At 69.5% G+C, this 18862-nt stretch carries 8 protein-coding genes; 7 read left to right on the forward strand and 1 reads right to left on the reverse strand.

Annotation, left to right across the window (positions count from 1 at the left end; all coding sequences use genetic code 11):
- Nucleotides 1–8: 8 nt before the first annotated feature.
- On the reverse strand, nucleotides 9–887 hold the full coding sequence (locus ACP2AH_RS11835) for a thioesterase II family protein (protein ID WP_425105985.1): 879 nt from the start codon (nucleotides 885–887) through the stop codon (nucleotides 9–11).
- 164 nt (nucleotides 888–1051) lie between these two features.
- Here ACP2AH_RS11835 and ACP2AH_RS11840 point away from each other — a divergent pair, with 164 nt between their 5' ends.
- From ACP2AH_RS11840 to ACP2AH_RS11870, 7 genes are all read left to right on the forward strand, one after another.
- Nucleotides 1052–1918 carry a phytanoyl-CoA dioxygenase family protein gene (locus tag ACP2AH_RS11840; protein WP_425105986.1) on the forward strand — a complete coding sequence of 289 codons (867 nt, stop codon included), beginning with the start codon at nucleotides 1052–1054 and terminating at the stop codon, nucleotides 1916–1918.
- A 418-nt stretch (nucleotides 1919–2336) separates the two neighbouring features.
- Nucleotides 2337–2654: an antibiotic biosynthesis monooxygenase family protein gene (locus tag ACP2AH_RS11845; RefSeq protein ID WP_378283469.1), complete on the forward strand. Its 318-nt coding sequence runs from the start codon at nucleotides 2337–2339 to the stop codon at nucleotides 2652–2654.
- A gap of 233 nt (nucleotides 2655–2887) precedes the next feature.
- Nucleotides 2888–6037, forward strand: coding sequence for a non-ribosomal peptide synthetase (locus ACP2AH_RS11850; protein ID WP_425105987.1), 3150 nt, complete (start codon nucleotides 2888–2890; stop codon nucleotides 6035–6037).
- Nucleotides 6038–6065: 28 nt separating this feature from the next.
- On the forward strand, nucleotides 6066–13007 hold the full coding sequence (locus tag ACP2AH_RS11855; protein ID WP_425105988.1) for an amino acid adenylation domain-containing protein: 6942 nt from the start codon (nucleotides 6066–6068) through the stop codon (nucleotides 13005–13007).
- Between the two features lie 9 nt (nucleotides 13008–13016).
- A complete protein-coding gene (locus ACP2AH_RS11860; protein ID WP_425105989.1) occupies nucleotides 13017–14675 on the forward strand; it encodes an efflux transporter outer membrane subunit in 1659 nt (552 codons plus the stop codon).
- Nucleotides 14672–15784 (forward strand): efflux RND transporter periplasmic adaptor subunit, encoded by a 1113-nt coding sequence (locus tag ACP2AH_RS11865; protein ID WP_425105990.1) that lies wholly within the window; start codon nucleotides 14672–14674, stop codon nucleotides 15782–15784. Before ACP2AH_RS11860 ends, ACP2AH_RS11865 begins: the two co-directional genes overlap by 4 nt.
- Nucleotides 15785–15796: 12 nt before the next feature.
- Nucleotides 15797–18862: an efflux RND transporter permease subunit gene (locus ACP2AH_RS11870; protein WP_425105991.1), complete on the forward strand. Its 3066-nt coding sequence runs from the start codon at nucleotides 15797–15799 to the stop codon at nucleotides 18860–18862.

Raw genomic sequence — 18862 nt, forward strand, 5'->3', positions numbered from 1 at the left:
GCGGCTCTTTATGATTCGCGGAAAGTCGGGAACGGGTGACGCTCGGCGGAGGCTTGCCGACGCGCAATGAGATCGCCGATCAGGGCGGCGAAGGCGGCCGTCGCGCCGCTCCAGGGAAAATGTCCGGCCGAAAGCATGTGGAATCCGACCGGCCCGGCGCCTACCTCGCGCCATGCCGCACTCTCTTCAGCGGAAACCGAGGGGTCGGCGGTGAGGCGGATGACGGAAAGCGCGCAGCGCAGCGGCGTGGCATCAATGAGCCGATAGGTCTCGCAGGCGGCCAGATCGGCGCGCAGCGCCGCTTCCTCGCACGGCCCGAGAAGGTCGCCGACGTCCGGACCGGCGGCCCCGAAGCACTCGCGCAGTTCTGCCAGCAATTGCGCGCGGGGTAGCCGGTGCAGCGGCGCCTCCTGCGGCGGCCGGCTCGGCGAGCGGAAGCCGGAGACGACGAGATGCAGCCCGCCTGCCCGGGCCGGGTCGTCCCGCTCCAGCGCCCGCGCCGTCTCGAAGGCGAGCAGCGCGCCGAAGCTGTTGCCGAGCAGCGTCACACCCAGCCCCTCCGGTGCCAGGGCGGCACCGAGTTCGTCGGCGATCGCGGACGCCAAGGCCCGGCCAAGAAGGCGGACATCGGCGAGCGGCGGGGCCTCATCCACCGACAGGTCGGGAACCGGGGCGTCATGGCCCGGCAGCGCGACCGTGGCGATGGCAATGTGCGGCGACAGAGCGGCGGCGAGCCCGAGGCAGGACAGCACGCTGCCGCCAGCATGCGGCAGGCAGATGAGTACCGGCGCACCCGCTGGGCGGCGCACCCAGCGCAGCAGGTCGCGGGGCGCTGCCGGCGGCGGCTCCAGCGAATTGATGCGGGCCTCGGATCGTCGCGAGATCATGACAAAATTCGCCAATGGACAGCGCCCACCGATGTGCCACACCGTGCAGCCGCGGTGCCGAGGAACCGTCCCGCCGCCGAACGCGTCTCACGCGGCGCCGTCGCCGTTCGGGGCGACAGCGTCCGGGACCAGCCCGCGTGCCGCAGCCGAATCCAGGAGGATCCATGCCGAACGACACCTCTCCCATCGACGAGGCGATGATCGAGACCCTCGACCGCGACGGCGCCATCTGCCTCAGAGGCGCTTTCGGCCCGGAATGGGTCAATCTCGCCGCGGAGGGCATCCGCCGCAACCTCGAGAGCCCCGGCGCGCTGTTCCAGAGTTTCTCGCCCAATGACAAGGGCGCCTTCTATTCCGACATCTGGTCGCGCCGGCACATCTCCGAGCTTGAAACCTTCGCGCTCCAATCGCCCTCGGCCGCCATCGCCGCGCGCTGCCTGCGTACACCCTCCGTGCGGCTGCTGCAGGACACCTGGTTCTACAAGAGTCCCGGCACGCAGGCACGCACGCCCTGGCATCACGACAATGTGGTGCTCGGCCCGTTCTGCTCCATCTGGGTGGCGCTCGATCCCATTCCGCGTGCGGCGGCGCTGGAATTCGTGCGGGGCTCGCATCGCTGGAACAAGCTGTTCATGCCGGCAAACTTCTTCGAGAGCGAAGAGGCAGCGCTGCCGGCGGTGGAGGAATTCTATGCCCGCTATCACGGCGAATTCGACATCGCCGCGCGGGACACTTTCTCGCGTGTGCCGGACATCCAGGCCCATCGTGAAGACTACGACATTCTGAGCTGGGACATGGAGCCGGGCGATTGCCTCGTCTTCCACGCCCGCACCCTGCACGGCTCGCCCGGCAACACGCTGGACCACGACACGCGGCGCATGGTGACGCGCTGGGTGGACGAGACCGCCGTGCTGGCGCCGCATGGCCGCACCGTGGTCGACCGGCTGGTGGCGGAAGGCTTCGAGGTTGACCTCGCAGTCGGCGCGCCGATCCGGGGCAAGCTCTTCCCGGTGCTCACGCCCCTTGCCTGAGAAGCGTTGGGCGGCGCGGCCGGCAAGGGCACGCGCCGCCACACCCGGCGTGCCCGTGTGGGGGCGCCGAAGACTGGGGGGCAACCTTTCCTTTAGGGAAGGCATCAGCAGCAATCCATCAGCAATGGCCGGAGACACTCGTCCTTCGCCGCCCTCGCCACATCCCGCCGACCGGCGGGGCGTATAACACGCCTTCCCCGCCGCACGCGGGGGTTGACGTGCAGAGACGGACGAACCCGAAGTCTATGGAGCCGATCATGCTAACGCAGCCATGTGAAACGCGCATGAATTGCTAGAACCTTATTGCACGGCTTGCGAGAGAATACTGAGAACGGGTCAAAAATAGACAGTTGCCCAGACGAGCGACCCGCGCTAAGCCATCATCCGCAACTCTGGCTGGAGAAGTCCTGTGGCAAGTATGTTTATGACGATCTCTCGTTGTCACGTTAAGGCGGGTAGCGAGCAGGATGCACGCGCGCTTCTCGAAAAAGAAATGCTCCCCAACGACGGCAAGAAGCCGGGCGATGTCATTGAAGGGCTGGTCGGTTTTGGACTCATGAAGTCCAAGAAGGACCCGTCCATGTATGGCATCTGCACTGTGTGGGAAAGCGAAGCTGCTTTCGACAAGATGTCTTCCAACCCGCGCGCCAAGGACGGTGGCGGCATCGTCGAGAAGCTCCAGAAGCTTTGCGACGGCGAGATCAAGGGCGAAGGCTTCTACATCGAAAGCCTCTGAAGACTTCCGGCGGCAGTTACGATTGCCGCCGGTTTTCTTTCGGCCGGCAGGGTCGATTTCTACTTTAGGTTGCCGTCCCCCATGCCCTTGGGTGCAGACAGGGCGTGGGCGGTCCGGCTCTTACCCGTCAGCCATTAGGCGGCAAGGAAAGCGCACGCCGGCAGGAAGAATGGCGCGGCGATTACATGCCGGCACGAAGTGCAGCACGACGTTTTGCTGCAGAAGGTAGTGACGTGGCCCGCGGTCCCATCGAAGATATTCACGGCCTGACCGATCTGCAGCGCGCCATGCTGATACGCTGCGCGAGCTATCCCGATCAGCCCCTCTTCATGGGCCAGTGGTGGGCCCTCCTCGGCGGCACGCTCGATGAAGACGGCTTCGCGGCCGCCTGGGCCGCGGTCGTCCAGCGCCATACCGTGCTGCGCTCGGGCTTTCACTGGGAACTGAAGGGCGATCCCGCTCAGGTGGTGGTCGCCGCGCCCAGCTTCGCGGTCGAGCGGCTCGACTGGAGTTCTCTCGCGGAGTGGCGCGCCGCGCTTGATGCGCTGTTGCAGGAAGACCGCGCCCAGCCCTTCGATGTGCGCCGTCCGCCGCTCATGCGGGTGCGCCTCGTCACGCTCGCCGAGGAGGGCGCGGGGCCGCGTCACCTCCTGATTTGGACGCGCCATCACCTCGCCGTCGATGGCTGGTCGCTCGGCGAGATTCTGGACGAGGTGCTCACCCTCTATCGCGGCGGCACGGTGCCACCGGCGCTTCCCTTCCGCCGCTATGTCGAGTGGTGGCAGGGCCGCGATGCTGCCGCCGGGCGGGCATACTGGGGCGCCATGCTTGCCGGGCATCAGCCAGGCGCGACCCCGCGCGTTTCGACCGCCGCCGCGCCCCGCATCGGCGAGGTCCTGCGGAATCTCTCGCCCGCCGTCGCCGACCGCCTCGCCGCACTGGCGCGCAGCGAGCGTCTGACCCTGAGCACGCTGGTCGAAGGCGCCTGGGCGCTGGTGCTCGCCCGCGCGGACGGGACCGACGATGTGGTGATGGGCTGTATCGAGACGGTGCGCCCGCCCGAACTGCTGGGCGACCAAAGCCATCATCTGGTGGGGCCGCAGGTCGGGGTGCTGCCCAGCCGGCTGCGCCGCGACGCGACGCCGCTGCGCCATTGGCTGGCTGAACTGCAGCAGGCGCGGGCACGCGGACGCGACGCCGGGCCGCTGGGGCTCGATACCATGCGCGACCTGCTCGGCCTGCCGAGCGACGCGCTGCCGCTGCGCAGCCTGATCGCGGTGCAGACCTATCCGCTGGCGCTGGCACCCGCCTTCCGCGCCGCCGGGCTTGAGCTGCTGGCGAGCGGCGACGTTACGCTGCCCGACCTGCCGCTCAATCTGATGGTCGAGATTGGCGAGGCCTTCGAACTGCGGCTGATGGTCGACGAGCTTCATGTGCCGCTGCCGCAGGCCCGGCAGCTGCTCGCCATGCTCGCCACCGCGCTGGAGCGCCTGCCTTTCCATCTCGACGCGCCGGCCGCCGCCTTCGACGTGATGCCGGAAGCGCTGCTCGCCGAGATCGCCGCCGCCCTGACGGGCAAGCCCCTGCCCCGGCCGGCCGGGACAGTGGTCGACCTGATCCTGGCGCAGATGCGTGCCCGTCCCGAAGCGCCCGCGCTCATCGCCGAGGGTCGCCCGCTGTCCTATGGCGAACTCGGCGCCCAGGCGATCGACCTTGCCGGCCGGCTGATAGCGTCCGGGGTGAAGCCGGGCGCGCGGGTCGCGGTCATGGTCGACCAGGGACCGGAGGCGGTCGCCGCCATTCTCGGCATTCTTTTCGCCGGCGCCGCCTATGTGCCGCTCGACCCCGAGGCGCCAGCCGAGCGCCGGGCGATGATCCTCGCCAGCGCCGGCGTCGCCGCCCTCGTGACGCGCCACGACCGCGCCGGCGAGGCGCCCGGTCTGCCGGTGCTGACGGTGGGGGACGCGTCCCCGGAGCCCGTCGATCTCGACGCGGTGGTGCGGCCGGCCGCAGGGGACGAGGCCTATGTCATCTTCACCTCCGGCTCCACCGGCCAGCCGAAGGGCGTGAGCGTCGGCCACGACAATCTGCGCACCCATGTCGCCGCCAGCGCGGCAGAAAATGCCGACCTGCCGATCGGCCGCTTCATGCTGACCTTCCCGCTGTTCTTCGACGGCTCCGTCACCGGCCTGTTCTGCACGCTGTGCGAAGGCGGCACGTTGGTGCTGCCCGATGCCGGCGCGGCGCGCGACGCCGATCGGCTGGTCGCGCTCATCCGCGGCGCCGGCGTGACCCATGTGTGCCTCACCCCTTCCTTCTGGGGCGTTCTGCTGGAGGCTGCCGGCGCGGAGGGCCTGCCCACCCTGCGCATGGCCAAGGTGGCGGCCGAGCCCTGCCCGCCGGCTCTGGTCGCCGCCCATGCTGCCCGCGTGCCCCACGCGGTGTTGTGTAACGAGTACGGCCCCACCGAGGCGACGGTGTGGGTTTGCGTCGAGCGCTGCCGGCCGGAAACTACCGGCGCGAGCGTCGCCATCGGTCACCCCATCCCCGGCACGGTTCTCCACGTGGTGGATGGCGAGGACCGCCCCTGCCCTTACGGCACCATTGGCGAACTTGTCATCTCTGGGCCGTCGGTGGCCCGCTTCTACATCGGCGCAGAGCCGGGCGTGAGCCTGCGCACCTCCCTGGCCGGCACCGCTGCCCCCGCCTACCGCACCGGCGATCGCGTGTCGCTCGCCAGCGATGGCCGGTTGTACTTTCATGGCCGCCGGGACCGGCAGGTGAAGATAGCCGGCTATAGGATTGAGCCGGGTGAGGTCGAAGCGGCGCTGCTCGCGCAGACCGGCATCCGCGAAGCCGCGCTCGTGGTCGAGGAAGGGGACGGCCGACCCGCCCGCCTCGTCGCCCATCTCGCGCCCGACACCGGCCCGGATGAGGCGGAACTGCGCCGGCTCCTGGCCGCGCGGTTGCCGGCCTATATGATCCCGCAGGCCATCCTTCGGCATCAGCAGCTTCCGCGCACAGCCAATGGCAAGGTGGATACCGCCGCCCTTCCCCGCGCGCCGCTCGCCGCGACGGCTGTCGGCGCGGAGCCCCCGCAGGGACCGCTGGAAACCGCCCTCGCCACATTGTGGGCGGAGGTGCTGGGTCTTCCCACGGTTGGCCGAAACGCCCATTTCTTTGCGCTTGGTGGTAGTTCGCTGCTGGCGATGCAGATGATCGCCCGCCTGCGCCGGGAGCTGGCGCTTCCCGCCACGCTGGCGGACCTATTCGAGGCCCCGGAACTCGCCGCGCTGGCGCAGCGGCTCGGGACCGCGCCGGCCGCGGACCCAGCCCCGGCCCCCGTGGCACGTGCCCGCGCCCGGGTGGAGCTGCCTTCATGAGCGCGCGACCGGCGCCGGGGCCGCGCTGATGGCCAGCGGCTATGTTGCCGGCCTCTCCTTTGGCCAGCGCCAGATAAGGATGGCGGAATTGCTGCGGCCCGGCCGCACGCTGTTCGCCATGCCCCTGCTTGTGCGCATCGAGGGGCCGATCGATCCGGACGCGCTGCGTGCTGCCTTGGCGATGGTGGCACGACGGCACGATAGTCTGCGGGCCTCCTTCCCCCTGGTGAATGGCGCGCCGGTGCAGGCCGTGGCGGACGAGGTCCCGCTGCCGCTCGCCGTCATCGCCACCGGAGAGGCTTTCGACAGCCCCGCTTTCGACACCGCCCTGGCCGCGCAGGCCCAGGCGATGGTGGACGAACCTTTCGACCTCTCGGCCGGGCCGCTGGCACGCTTCGGCCTCGTGAGAGCAGCGGATGAGGGCGGCGTGTTGGTGGCCGTGCTCCACCACATCATCAGCGACGGCGCCTCGCTCACGATTCTTCTGCACGATCTGGTGGCGGCCTATGACGCGGCGCTGGCTGGCCGGCCGCAGGCGGGAGCGCCGCTGCCGCTGCAGTTTCCCGATGTCGCGGATTGGGAGCAGGAGCGGTTCGGTGCTCCTGGCCCCGCGCTCGATGCCGCCATGGCGGCGTGGCGCGGCCGGCTCGCCGGCGCGCCGGCCCGTCTCGATCTGCCCTATGACCGCGCGCCGAGCGAGAGCGGCAGCCTGCGCGCGGCTCAGGCGGAGCTGCATGTGCCGGGCGATGTCGCCACCGCGCTCGCCGCATTGGCGCGGCGGGAGGGGGCGAGCGAATTCAGCCTCTACCTCGCCCTGCTGTTCGTCGTGCTGCGGCGCTGGAGCGGGCTGGACGATCTCGTCGTCACCATTCCCGCCGCGCGCCGCGACCGGCCGGACCTTGCCGACATGATCGGGCTGCTGGTCGACACGCTGCCGATCCGCGCCAGCGTAGCGGATGAGGCGCGCTTTCCCGCGCTGCTGGGCGAGGTGCAGGACAGCCTGCGCGCGGCGCTGGCGCAGCGCGACCTGCCCTTCGAGCGCATCGTCGAGGCGAGCGGCGTCGAGCGGCGGGGCGAGGCCGCGCCCTTCCTGCAGGTGCTGTTCGGTGCGGCAGAGCCCCCGGCGCCCACCCTCACCGCGCTCGACGGCACGCGCTTCGCCATCATGCCGGAGCAGCTCGACCAGGAAGCCAAGGCGGAACTGTCGGTGGTCTATGCCGCCGCCCCGGACGGGCTGCGCCTGTGGTGCCGCTACGACGCCATGCTGTTCGACGCTGTCACCATCGACGCCGTGCTTGGCTGGTTCGGCCGGCTGGCGCAGGCGGTGGCGGCACGGCCGGACCAGCCGGTGCTGGAGGTTCCCCTGCTCTCTCCCGCGGAAGGGGCCGCGCAGGTGGGGCGCTTCAACGCCACCGCCCTTGCCTATGAACGCGAGGACAGCGCCATCGCCCTGTTCTTGCATGACGCGGCGCGCCACCCGGACGCGATCGCGATCGAGGAGGACGGCCTGCGTCTCAGCTATGGAGCGCTCGCCGACCGGGCGCGCCGGCTGGCGGGCGTGCTGGCGACGCAGGGCGTGGCGGCGGGCGAGGTGGTGCTGCTGGTGCTGCCGGTCTCCGGCGCGCTGATCGAGGCGCAGCTCGCGGTGCTGGCGCTCGGCGCCGCCTATGCGCCGATCGACCCGACCTACCCGGCCGAACAGCGCGATGTGCGCGCGCGCCAGGTCGGCGCCCGCCACGCCGTATCGCTCGACCCGTCGCAGGCGACGGAAGGATGCGCCACGCTGGGCTGGGCCGCGCTGCGTGAGGCTGCCGAAGCGGCGGCGCCGCATCCCGAGGTCGCGCTAAGCGCGCAGAGCCCGGCCTATGTGATGTTCACTTCCGGCTCCACCGGCACGCCGAAGGCGGTGAGCGTGCCGCACCGCGCCATTGTCCGCCTCGCCCGCGCGCAGGGGCTGGCGGCACCCAGCCTGCGCGCTGCGGTGTATTCCAACCCCGCCTTCGACGCCTCGACGCTGGAAATCTGGGTGCCGCTGCTCAATGGCGGCACGCTGCTGCCAGTGGACCGCACGGTGGTGATGGACCCACGCGCCCTGCGGCTGTTCCTTCACGAAGGGCGGATTTCGCTGTTGTGGATCACCGCCGGTCTGTTCCAGCAGATCGCCGCGCTGGACCCGGCCGCCTTTGCCGGACCGCGCCTCGTCATCACCGGCGGCGACGTGGTCAATCCGGTGGCGGCGCGCGCCGTGCTGGCAGCGGGCCGCGGGAAGGGGCTAGCGCTGTTCAACGGCTATGGCCCGACCGAGAACACCACCTTCAGCACGCTGTTCGACATCGGCGATCTTGGCGCGGACGAACTGACCATCCCCATCGGCCGGCCGATCTCCAACAGCACCGCCTATGTGCTCGATCCCGCCGGCCGCCCGCTGCCACCCGGCCTCGTGGGCGAACTCTGGGTCGGCGGCGACGGCGTCGCGCTCGGCTATCACGGCGATGCGGACCTCACCGCCGCCCGCTTCCGCCCCGACCCGTTTGCCACCGCCCCGGCGGCGCGCATGTACCGCACCGGCGACCTCGCCCGCTGGCGGGCGGACGGCAGCATCGTATTTCTCGGCCGCGCCGACCGGCAGGTGAAGGTGCGCGGCTTCCGTATCGAGCTCGGCGAGATCGAGGCCGTGCTGGCGCTGCATCCCGGCGTCGGCGGCGCGGCCGTGCTGGCGCCGCGCCGGGCGAGCGGCGAGCGCGATCTCGTCGCCTATGTCGCGCCCAAGGCGGGCCTTGTACTGACAACGGGCGAGCTGCGCGCGCATCTGGAAGCCCGCCTGCCCCGGCAGATGCTGCCGCAGGCCTATCTCCTTCTCGACCGCCTTCCGCTCAACGCCAATGGCAAGGTCGATACCCGCGCCCTGCCGGTGGTCGAGATTGCGGAAACTCCCGCCGAAGCGCCGGTGGAGCCGCGCACGCCGGAAGAACGCATTCTCGCGCGCATCTGGGCCGATCTGCTGACCACGAGCGGCTTCGGGGTGCGCGACAATTTCTTCCATGTCGGCGGCGATTCCATCCTCACCATCCGCCTCGTCGCCCGCGCCTATGAGGCCGGCCTCGACCTTGAGCTGAAGGATGTGTTCGACCAGCCGACCATTGAGGGCCTCGCCGCCATCGCCCTCAGGCGTCAGCGGGCGGTGCAGGCGCGCAGCCATGGTGCCCGCTATGGCGCGGAGCTGATTGCCGCCGCCTGCGATTCCCGCAATCCCTGCCGTTTTGTCAGCGTCTCGGTGCCGGCCACTGTCTCGACGGTCGATCTCGGCTATGCGATCGAGCGCCTCGCCGAACGGCACGACGCGCTGCGCCTCGTGCGGGTGGAGGACGCCACCGGGCGCTCGCTCGCCATCTCCGATTTCCTCCCCGCCGTGCCCGTGCGTTTCGTCGATGTGCCCGCGACCACGCTCGATGATCTCGACCGCTGGATCACGGAGAACAGCACCCGGCTGGCGCGTGGCATCGACCTGGCGGCGGGGGTGACCATCGCCGCCACGCTGGTGACAGCGCAGGCGCCAGCGGCGGGAAGGGCCACCGTCGTGCTCGCCCTGCACGAGGGTGTGGCGGACGACCGGGCATTGTTGCTGCTGGCGACCGAGCTTGAAGCCGCGCTGGCCGCCGGGCCGGACAGCGCCCTGCCGCCGGCTCCGCCCTTCGGCTTCTCGCACTGGCTCGCCTGGCTCGCCGACCATGCCGCCAGCCCACAGGTGCGCGCGGCGGCGATGGCCTGCGAGGCCGCTGAGGCTGAAGCGCCGCCCGATGCGTTCGCCGCCAGCGCCCCCACCCTCGCCGCCGCGCAGCTGCTGTTGGACGCCAGTACCTCGCGCCTGCTGCTGGAGGAATTGCCCGGCCGGCTCGGCGTGTCGCTGGTGGATGCGTTGCTGGTTGCGCTCGGCGAGGCGCTGGACGGAGCGCCCGCCGTCGAGCTGGTGGATCGCCGCCGCGCGCTCCCGCCGGGCGCGCCGGAAGCGGCGGGCCTCGTCGGCAATCTCGACGTGCTGCTGCCCTTGCAGGCCTGCGCATCCGGGGCGCCGCTTGGCGCGCGGCTGCGCGCGGCCAAGACGGCACGCCAGCGCGCCGAGCCGCTGGGCCTCGCCTTCAGCGCGATCCGCACCGCCTTCCACTTTGCGCCGCCGGCGCTCAGCGTGGCTTTGCTGCCGGCCGCCGCGCCGGACCCGGCGATCCGCCTCCACCCGCAGGCACCGAACGTCCCGGATACGGTCCGCGCCGGGCTGACAGTGCGGGTGAGCGGCGGTCGCCTCGCGCTCGGCTGGTCGGAGGCCGCGCCGGTCGAGATGGCGGAGGCACGGCTGGCGGCCGTTGGTAACAGCCTGCGCGCCATTGCCGGCTGGGCGCAAGGCGAGACGGCGCCGCTACTCACCCCCGGGGACTTTCCGCTTGCCGGGATCGATGCGGCGACGCTGGACGCTCTGGCCGGCGCGTGCCCCGATCTGGAGGACATCTACCCGCTCTCGCCCATGCAGGAGGCGATGCTGCTGCATTCGCTCAGCCGGCAGGGGTCGGCGGTGAATTTCGAGCAGAGCTGCATGCGTTTCACCGGCGCGCTCGACAGTGCGGCGCTACGCAAGGCGTGGGCGCTGGTGTTCGAACGTCACGCGGTGCTGCGCAGCGTGTTTCGTTGGCGCGGACTGGAGCGGCCCTTGCAGCTCGTCCGCCGAAACGCGCCGCCGCCTGTGGAACTGGAGACCTGGCCGGGCATCAGCGCCGAGCGGCTCGAACAGCGTCTGGCGCAGGACCGCGCGGCAGGCTTCGACTTGGAGGCCGGCCCGCTCGCCCGGCTGTTTCTGATCCGGGTGAGCGCCGCCGAGGCCTATCTCATCGCCTCCTTCCATCACATGCTGGCCGATGGCTGGTGCCTCGCCCAGCTGGAGCGGGAGGCACGCGCCGCCTATGAGGCGCTGCGGCGCGGCATGCCCCCGGCATTGCCACCGCCGGCCCGCTTCCGCGACTTCATCGCCTGGACCGCCACGCTGGAGCGCGAGGGTCTTCGCGCGGCCTTCATACCGCTCCTCGCCGGCGCCCCCGCGCAGCCAGCGCTGCATACGGCCGGCAATGGCGCGGCAAGCTATGTCACCATCCGCCGCCCGCTACCGCTGGAGCCGAGCAAGGCGCTGAGCGATCTCTCGCGCCGGCGCGGCCTCACCGTCGCCGCCCTCGCGCATCTCGCCTGGGGCCTGTGGACCGCGGCCCGGCGCGGGGTGGCGGACACGGTTTTCTGCACCACCGTTTCCGGCCGACCGCCGCAGGTGCCGGGCGTCGAGCAGATGGTCGGCCTGTTCATCAACAACCTGCCGGTACGGCTGCGCTTTTCGCCTTCCAGCCCATTGCTGGCTCTGGCGCAGGAGATGCAGCGCCAGATCGCCGCTTTGCAATCGCAGGCGCAGCTGTCGCTGAGAGAGGTCGCCGAGGCCGCCGGGATTGCCGATCGCGCCTCTTCCCTGTTCGACACGTTGCTGGTGGTGGAGAACATGCCGGCGGGTTCGGACGCCTGGGCCGGCGCCGGCGGCCTGCGGGTGGAGAGCGTGCACAATGCGCTGAAATCCGCCTACAGCCTCACCGGCGTCGTGGTGCCGGGCGAGCGGATCGGGCTCTCCCTCGTTCTGCCGGACCTCGACGGCACCGCCGCCGCGCGCGGCGAGGGGATGATGGCGGAATTCGCCGCCGTCTTCGCCGCGCTGCCCGGCCTCATCGACGGGACGGTCGCCGCCGTGCCGCTGCCCGCTGCCGCTGCCCTGTCGCCTGCGGAAGAAAGGTCGCCTATCGACGACGTGCCGGCGCCGGACGCGGCGCCACCCGCACCACCCTCCGATGCCATCGAGGCAGCGGTGCTCGACGTGCTCGCCGCGCTGCTCGGCCCCCGTCTCGCCCGCTCCGAGGACGTGCTGGCGGCCGGACTCACCTCGCTCGGCCTCGCCACGGCGGCGGTCCGGCTGTCGGAACGGCTCGCCCGCCCCGTGCCGGTGACGGCGCTGATCGAACATCGCAGTGCCGCCGCGCTGGCGCGGGCGCTCTCCGGGAAGGAGGCCGGGGCGACGGCGTGGGATGCGGTGGTGCCGCTTACCGGCGGGGAGGGCCCGCCTTTCATCTGTGCGCACCCCATCGCTGGCGATGTCAGCGCCTTCCTCGATCTCGCCCGGGCCTTTCCTGCGGCTATTCCCTTCTGGGCCCTGCAGGCGCCGGGGCTGGAAAAAGGCCAGGAACCGCCCACCAGCGTCGCGACGCTGGCGGCCGCCAATCTCGACGCGCTGGCGCGCAGGGGTGTGGCCGCTCCCCGCCTCCTTGGTGGTTACTCCTTCGGCGGCATCGTTGCCTATGAGATGGCCTGCCAGCTTCACGCGCGCGGCACGCCGCCCGAACGGCTCATCATCATCGACACGCCGGCCCCGCTCGGCAGCCGCTCGGTGCTGCCGGAGGATCCCGAACGGGCGCAGTCAGAATGGCTGCTGCGAATGGCTCAGGTCCGCGCCCGCCACCATCAGGCCCCGCTCGCCCTCAGCCTGGAGGAATTGCTGGCGCAGACCGACGATGCCCGCTTCGCCCTCGCCTGCACGCGGATGCGGCAAGCTGGGCTGATCGCGCCGGAAGCCGACGCCGCCTGGCTGCGCCGTGCCTATCGCGCCAGCCGCGCGCTCTATGACGCCTTCCTGGCCTATGCTCCTCCCGAGAACGCGCCGCGCGACTTTAAGCTGGGCCTTGTCCGCGCCGGCCATCCTGCTGGCGACGATCTCAGCGAGGCCGATCGGGCCGTTCTCGCCACGCCTGATATGGGCTGGTCCCGGCTCAACGATCGCGTGCTCGGTGTGCACGAGGTCCCAGGCGACCATGTGTCCATGCTGTCCGGCGCGGCGGCTGTACAAACGGCTGGGGCCATCGCTTCTTTTCTCGACATGTCCTTCCCTGTGCGCAGGTAGGATAACGCCATGGGGGAAGGCCCGATTCGCGGCACAGAGAGACATCGACCGGCGCAAGACGCCGCGCACCGGGCGGCGCCCGGGACGCGCGGGCGGCTGAGCGCGCTTGTCGGCGTCCTGCTGCTCGGCGGCTGCATGGTGGGTCCGAACTTCCAGGCACCGCCGGCGCCGGCCGTCAGCGGCTACACGGTGGAACCGCGGCTCAAGCCGGCCATGGCGACCGATGTGACCGGCGGCGCGCCGCAGAGCTTCGTCAACGCGCTCGATGTCGGGGGGCAGTGGTGGCGGGAGTTCAACTCGCCGCAGATCAACGCTTTTGTCGAAGAGGCGGTGCGCAACCATCCCGATGTCCGGGCGGCGCAATATGCGCTGCGCGCCGCGCGGGAAACGGCGCTGCAGGTGCGCGGGCAGTTCCTGCCGCAGGTCACGGGCAATGTCACGGCGACGCGTGAACAGATCACCGCCGCCTCGGGTGGCACGACGGGCGCTCCGACGCTCTACAATCTCTATGAGACGACGGTCGACGTTTCCTACACGCTCGATCTGTTCGGCGGCATTCGCCGGCAGGTCGAATCCGCCGATGCGCAGGCGCAGTATCAGCGCTTCGAGATGGAAGCCACCTATCTCACCCTCATCGCCAATGTCATCACCTCCGCCATCACCGACGCCTCGCTGCGCGACCAGATCGCGGCGACGCAGGCCATCGTCGATGCGGAGACCGACCAGTTGCGCCGCGTCCAGCGCCAGTTCGAGGTAGGTGCCGTCTCGCAGGCCGATGTGCTCGCCCAGCAGACGACGCTGGCGCAGACACAAGCGACGCTGCCACCGCTGCAGAAGCAGCTGGCGCAGGGCCGCAACCAGCTCATGGCCTATCTCGGCCGGCTGCCCAGCGAGGATCGCGGCGAAAGCGTCAGTCTCCGCAGCCTGCGCCTGCCGCGCAAGCTGCCGGTGAGCCTGCCCTCCGACCTCGTGCGGCAGCGCCCGGACATCCGCCAGGCGGAAGCCACGCTGCATCAGGCCGCGGCGACGGTGGGGGTGAACACGGCCAATCTGCTGCCGCAGATCACCCTCACCCCCTCGGTGAGTTCGCAGGCGCTGGAGGTCGGCCAGCTGTTCACCCCGAACGGCCTCGCCTGGACCGCCGCCGCCAGCATCGCCCAGACGCTGATGGACGGCGCTCAGCTCTACCGCACCAAGGAGGCGAGCGTCGCCACCTTCGAGCAGGACTATGCGCTCTATCAAAGCACGGTGCTCACCGCCTTCCAGAACGTGGCGGACGCGTTGCGCGCCGTGCAATACGACGCCGGCACGCTGCGCGCCCAGGCGTTGGCGGAGCAGTCGGCGCTCGACAGCCTGAAGATGGCGCAGGAACAGTTCAAGGTCGGCGCCATCGGCTATGCCATCGTCATTGAGGCGCAGCAGGCCTATCAGAATGCCGTCATCGCCCGCATCCAGGCCCAGGCGCTGCGCTACAACGACACGGTGGCGCTGTTCCAGTCGCTGGGCGGCGGCTGGTGGAACCGCGTCGACGAGACCGCCGAGGCCGCGCCGCGCAATGGCGGCTATTTCGAAGGGCCGGACGGCCCCGCGCTCGCCGCCACCCGTCCGGGCCTGCCCGACCTGCCACCGACGCCGGAGCCCGGCACTGCCAAGGAGACATCCCGGTGAGCAAACCGCGTGTGATCATGTGGCTGGCCGTGGCCGCCCTTGCCGGCGCGGCCTTCTATGTCACGAAGGACCGCCTTGCCCCCGGCGCCCCACCGCCGCATGGCGGTGCCCCCGCCCAGACGGTGGCGGCGCAGACGGCGCAGAAGCAGAGCTGGCAGCCCACCATGGAACTGGTGGGCGAACTGGTGGCCTCCGAGGGCGCCGACCTCTCGCTGCAGGTCTCCGGCATCGTGGAATCGCTGTCCTTCGAGTCCGGGCAGACGGTGAAGGTCGGCACGCCGCTGCTGCAACTGGTTGCCGAGGACCAGATCGCCAAGCTCGCCTCGCTCAAGGCCACCGCCGAGCTCAACGCGATCATCCTGAAGCGCGACATCGAGCAATTGAAGATCAAGGCGGTGAGCCAGGCCACGGTGGACACGGACGAGGCCAATCTGAAGAACTCGCAGGCGCTGGTGAAGCAGCAGGAGGCGCTGGTCTCCTACTACACACTCAAGGCGCCCTTCGCGGGCCGGCTGGGCATTCGCAATGTCGATCTCGGCGAATATCTCAGCGCCGGCACCTCCGTCGTCACGCTGCAGGCGCTTGATCCGCTCTTCGCCGACTTCTTCGTGCCCCAGAAGTTCTTCGGGACGCTGAAAGTGGGCGAGCCGGTGAAAGTGATGGTAGACGCCTATCCCGGCCAGCCCTTCGCCGGCGCGGTGAGCGCGATCAATTCCAAGGTCGAGAGCGGCAGCCGCAACGTGAAAGTGCGGGCGACGCTGCCCAATCCGGACAGCAAGCTGGTGCCCGGCATGTTCGCCCGGATCAGTCTCGATGTCGGTGCGGCCGAAGACTTCGTCACCCTGCCGCAGACGGCCATCGTCGCCAATCCCTATGGCTCGACCGTGTTCGTGCTGGAGAAGACAGCCGACGGCAAGGGGCTGGTGGCGCGCGAGACCTTCGTCAAGCTGGGCGAAGCGCGGGGCGACTTCGTCGCGGTCGTCTCGGGCCTCACCGAGGGCGAAACGGTCGTGGTGGCCGGCCAGATCAAGCTGCGCAACGGCACGCCGGCGGTGATCGACAACAGCCATCTGCCCAAGGTCGAGCTCAATCCGACCGTGTCGGACTGACGGGAGCGGATCATGGCCTTCACCGATCTCTTCGTCCGCCGCCCGGTGCTCTCGCTGGTGGTGAGCGCGCTGATCCTGGTGATCGGCCTCCGGGCCATGGTCGGCCTGCCAATCCTGCAATATCCGGCGATGCAGAACGGCGTGGTGACCGTCACCACCACCTATGCCGGCGCCGACGCCGACATCATCGCCGGCTTCATCACCTCGCCGCTGGAGAACGTGATCGCGCAGGCGAACGGCATCGACTACATGACCTCGTCGAGCCAGACCGGCGTCAGCACGATCACCGTCAATCTCCGGCTGAACTACAACACCGGCGACGCCCTTACCGAAATCAGCACCAAGGTCAGTTCGGTGCTCAGCCAGCTGCCGAACGGCACCCAGCAGCCGGTGCTGGAGCTGAAGACGGGCTCCACCATCGACGCGATGTACATCGCCTTCTCCAGCACCGTGCTCGCGGAAAATCAGGTCACGGACTATGTCGCCCGTATCGTCCAGCCGAAGCTGCAGGCGGTAGCCGGCGTACAGGTGGCGGAAATCCTCGGCGGCAAGAACTTCGCGCTGCGGGCTTGGCTTGACCCGGACAAGCTCGCCGCGCTCGGCCTTACCGCCACCGATGTCGCCACCGCGCTGGAGACCAATGACTACATCGCCGGCATCGGCACCACCAAGGGCCGGCTGATCCAGGTGAAACTCTCCGCCGCGACCAATCTTCACTCGGCCGAGGAGTTCCGCCAGCTCATCATCAAGAATGTCGACGGCGCGGTGATCCGGCTCAAGGACGTGGCCGAGGTCGAGCTGGGGAGCGACGATTACGATTCACGCACCAGCTTCAACGGCAAGGGCGCGGTCTATATCGGCATCCAGGTGGCGCCCTCGGCCAATCTTTTGAGCGTCATCGGCGAGGTGCGCTCGATCCTGCCGGGCATCTTCGCGGACCTGCCGACCGGCCTCACCGGCACGGTGCTGTATGACGCAACGGATTTCGTCAACACCTCCATTCATGAAGTGGTCGTCTCGCTGTTCCAGGCGGCGCTGATCGTGACGCTGGTGGTGTTCGTTTTTCTCGGCTCCTGGCGCTCGGTGTTCATTCCCATCGTCGCCATCCCGCTCTCGCTGATCGGCAGCTTCGCATTGATGCTGGCCTTCGGCTTCTCCATCAACCTGCTGACCCTGCTGGCGCTTGTGCTCGCCATCGGCCTCGTGGTGGACGACGCCATCATCGTGGTGGAGGGCGTGAACCGCCACATGGAGCAGGGCCTCTCGCCGAAGGACGCGGCCATGGCCGCCGCCCGCGAGCTGGCGGGGCCGATCGTCGCCATGACCGCCGTGCTGATCGCCGTCTATGTGCCGGTCGGTTTCCAGGGCGGGCTCACCGGCTCGCTGTTCACCGAGTTCGCCTTCACCCTGGTGGCGGCGGTGATGGTGTCGGCGGTCATCGCGCTCACCCTTTCGCCGATGAGCTGCGCCTATCTGCTCGCCCCCTATGACCCCGCCGCCCGCACGGTGGAGGCACGGATGGTGCGCGCCATCGACGGCGCGATGAAAGCGGTCACTAGGGTCTACCGCGCCGCTCTCTCGGCTTCGCTGCATGTGCTGCCGCTCACCGTTCTGTTCGGCGCGCTGGTGCTGTCGAGCATCTATTGGCTCTACTCCAACTCCACCTCCCAGCTGGCGCCGGCGGAGGATGAAGGCGTCATCCTGACCATGATGACCGCGGCGCCGAACGCGACGCTGGAGCAGCGCGAATTCTACGTGCAGAAGATCTACGACATTCTCGACAAGCGGCCGGAAACCGACCTCGTTTTCCAGATCGACATGCCCGGACAGGTCATCGGCGGCTGGGTGCTCAAGCCGTGGGACGAGCGCAGCGTGTCGGCACTGCAGCTCGCGCCGCTGATCCAGCAGGAGTTCAACAAGATCGCCGGCGTGCGCGTCGCCGCCTTCCAGCTGCCGCCCCTGCCCGGCAGCAGCGGCCTGCCGATCCAGTTCGTGCTGAAGTCCAATGACAGCTATGAGCGGCTTTACGAGGCCTCGCAGAACTTCCTCACCGAGGCGATGAAGAGCGGCAAGTTCATCTTTCTCGACAGCGACATGAAGATCGACCAGCCGCACGCCGCCATCCATTTCGACCGCGACAAGGTCTCGTCGCTCGGCCTCAATATGAGCGATGTCGGCGCCGCCATGGCGACCATGCTGGGCGGCAATTACGCCAATTATTTCGACCTCGGCGGCCGGTCCTACAAGGTCATTCCGCAGGTGAAGCAGCAGCACCGGCTCAACACCGACCAGCTGCTGAACTACTATATCAAGGCGTCGGACGGCACCTCGGTCCCGCTCTCGACCATCGCCTGGATCGAGACGAAGACCGTGCCGCAGTCGCTGAATCATTTCCAGCAGCTGAACTCCGCGACCATTTCCGGCATCCCCATGCCGGGCGTCTCGGATGGCGAGGCGCTGGACGAGCTGAAGGCCATTTCCGCGCGGGCGCTGCCCGCCGGCTACAGCTATGGCTTTGCCGGCGCCTCGCGCCAGCTGGAGCAGGAATCGGGCGGCTTCGTCACCACCTTCGCGCTGGCGCTGGTCATCATCTTCCTGGCGTTGGCGTCGCTGTTCAACAGTTTCCGCGATCCGCTCGTCATCCTGGTGTCGGTGCCGATGTCGCTCGCCGGCGCGCTGGTGTTCATCTGGCTCGGCATTGGCGGGGCGACGATCAACATCTACACCCAGGTCGGCCTCGTCACGCTCATGGGGCTGGTGAGCAAGCACGGCATTCTTATGGTCGAAGTCGCCAATACGCTGCGCCAGCAGGGCCTGGCCAAGCGCGAGGCGGTGATTGAGGCCGCCAGCATCCGCCTGCGGCCGATCCTGATGACGACGGCCGCCATGGTGCTGGGCGTCACTCCGCTGATCATCGCCACAGGGGCCGGCGCCAATTCGCGCTACAATATGGGTCTCGTCATCGCCTCCGGCCTCTCCATCGGCACGCTGTTCACCCTGTTCGTGGTGCCGGCCTTCTACCTGCTGCTGAGCCACAGGGACGAGCCCGCGCCAGCCACCGCCAACGCGGGCGCGTGA

Source organism: Ancylobacter sp. (assembly GCF_965249975.1).
Taxonomy (GTDB): Bacteria; Pseudomonadota; Alphaproteobacteria; order Rhizobiales; family Xanthobacteraceae; genus Ancylobacter.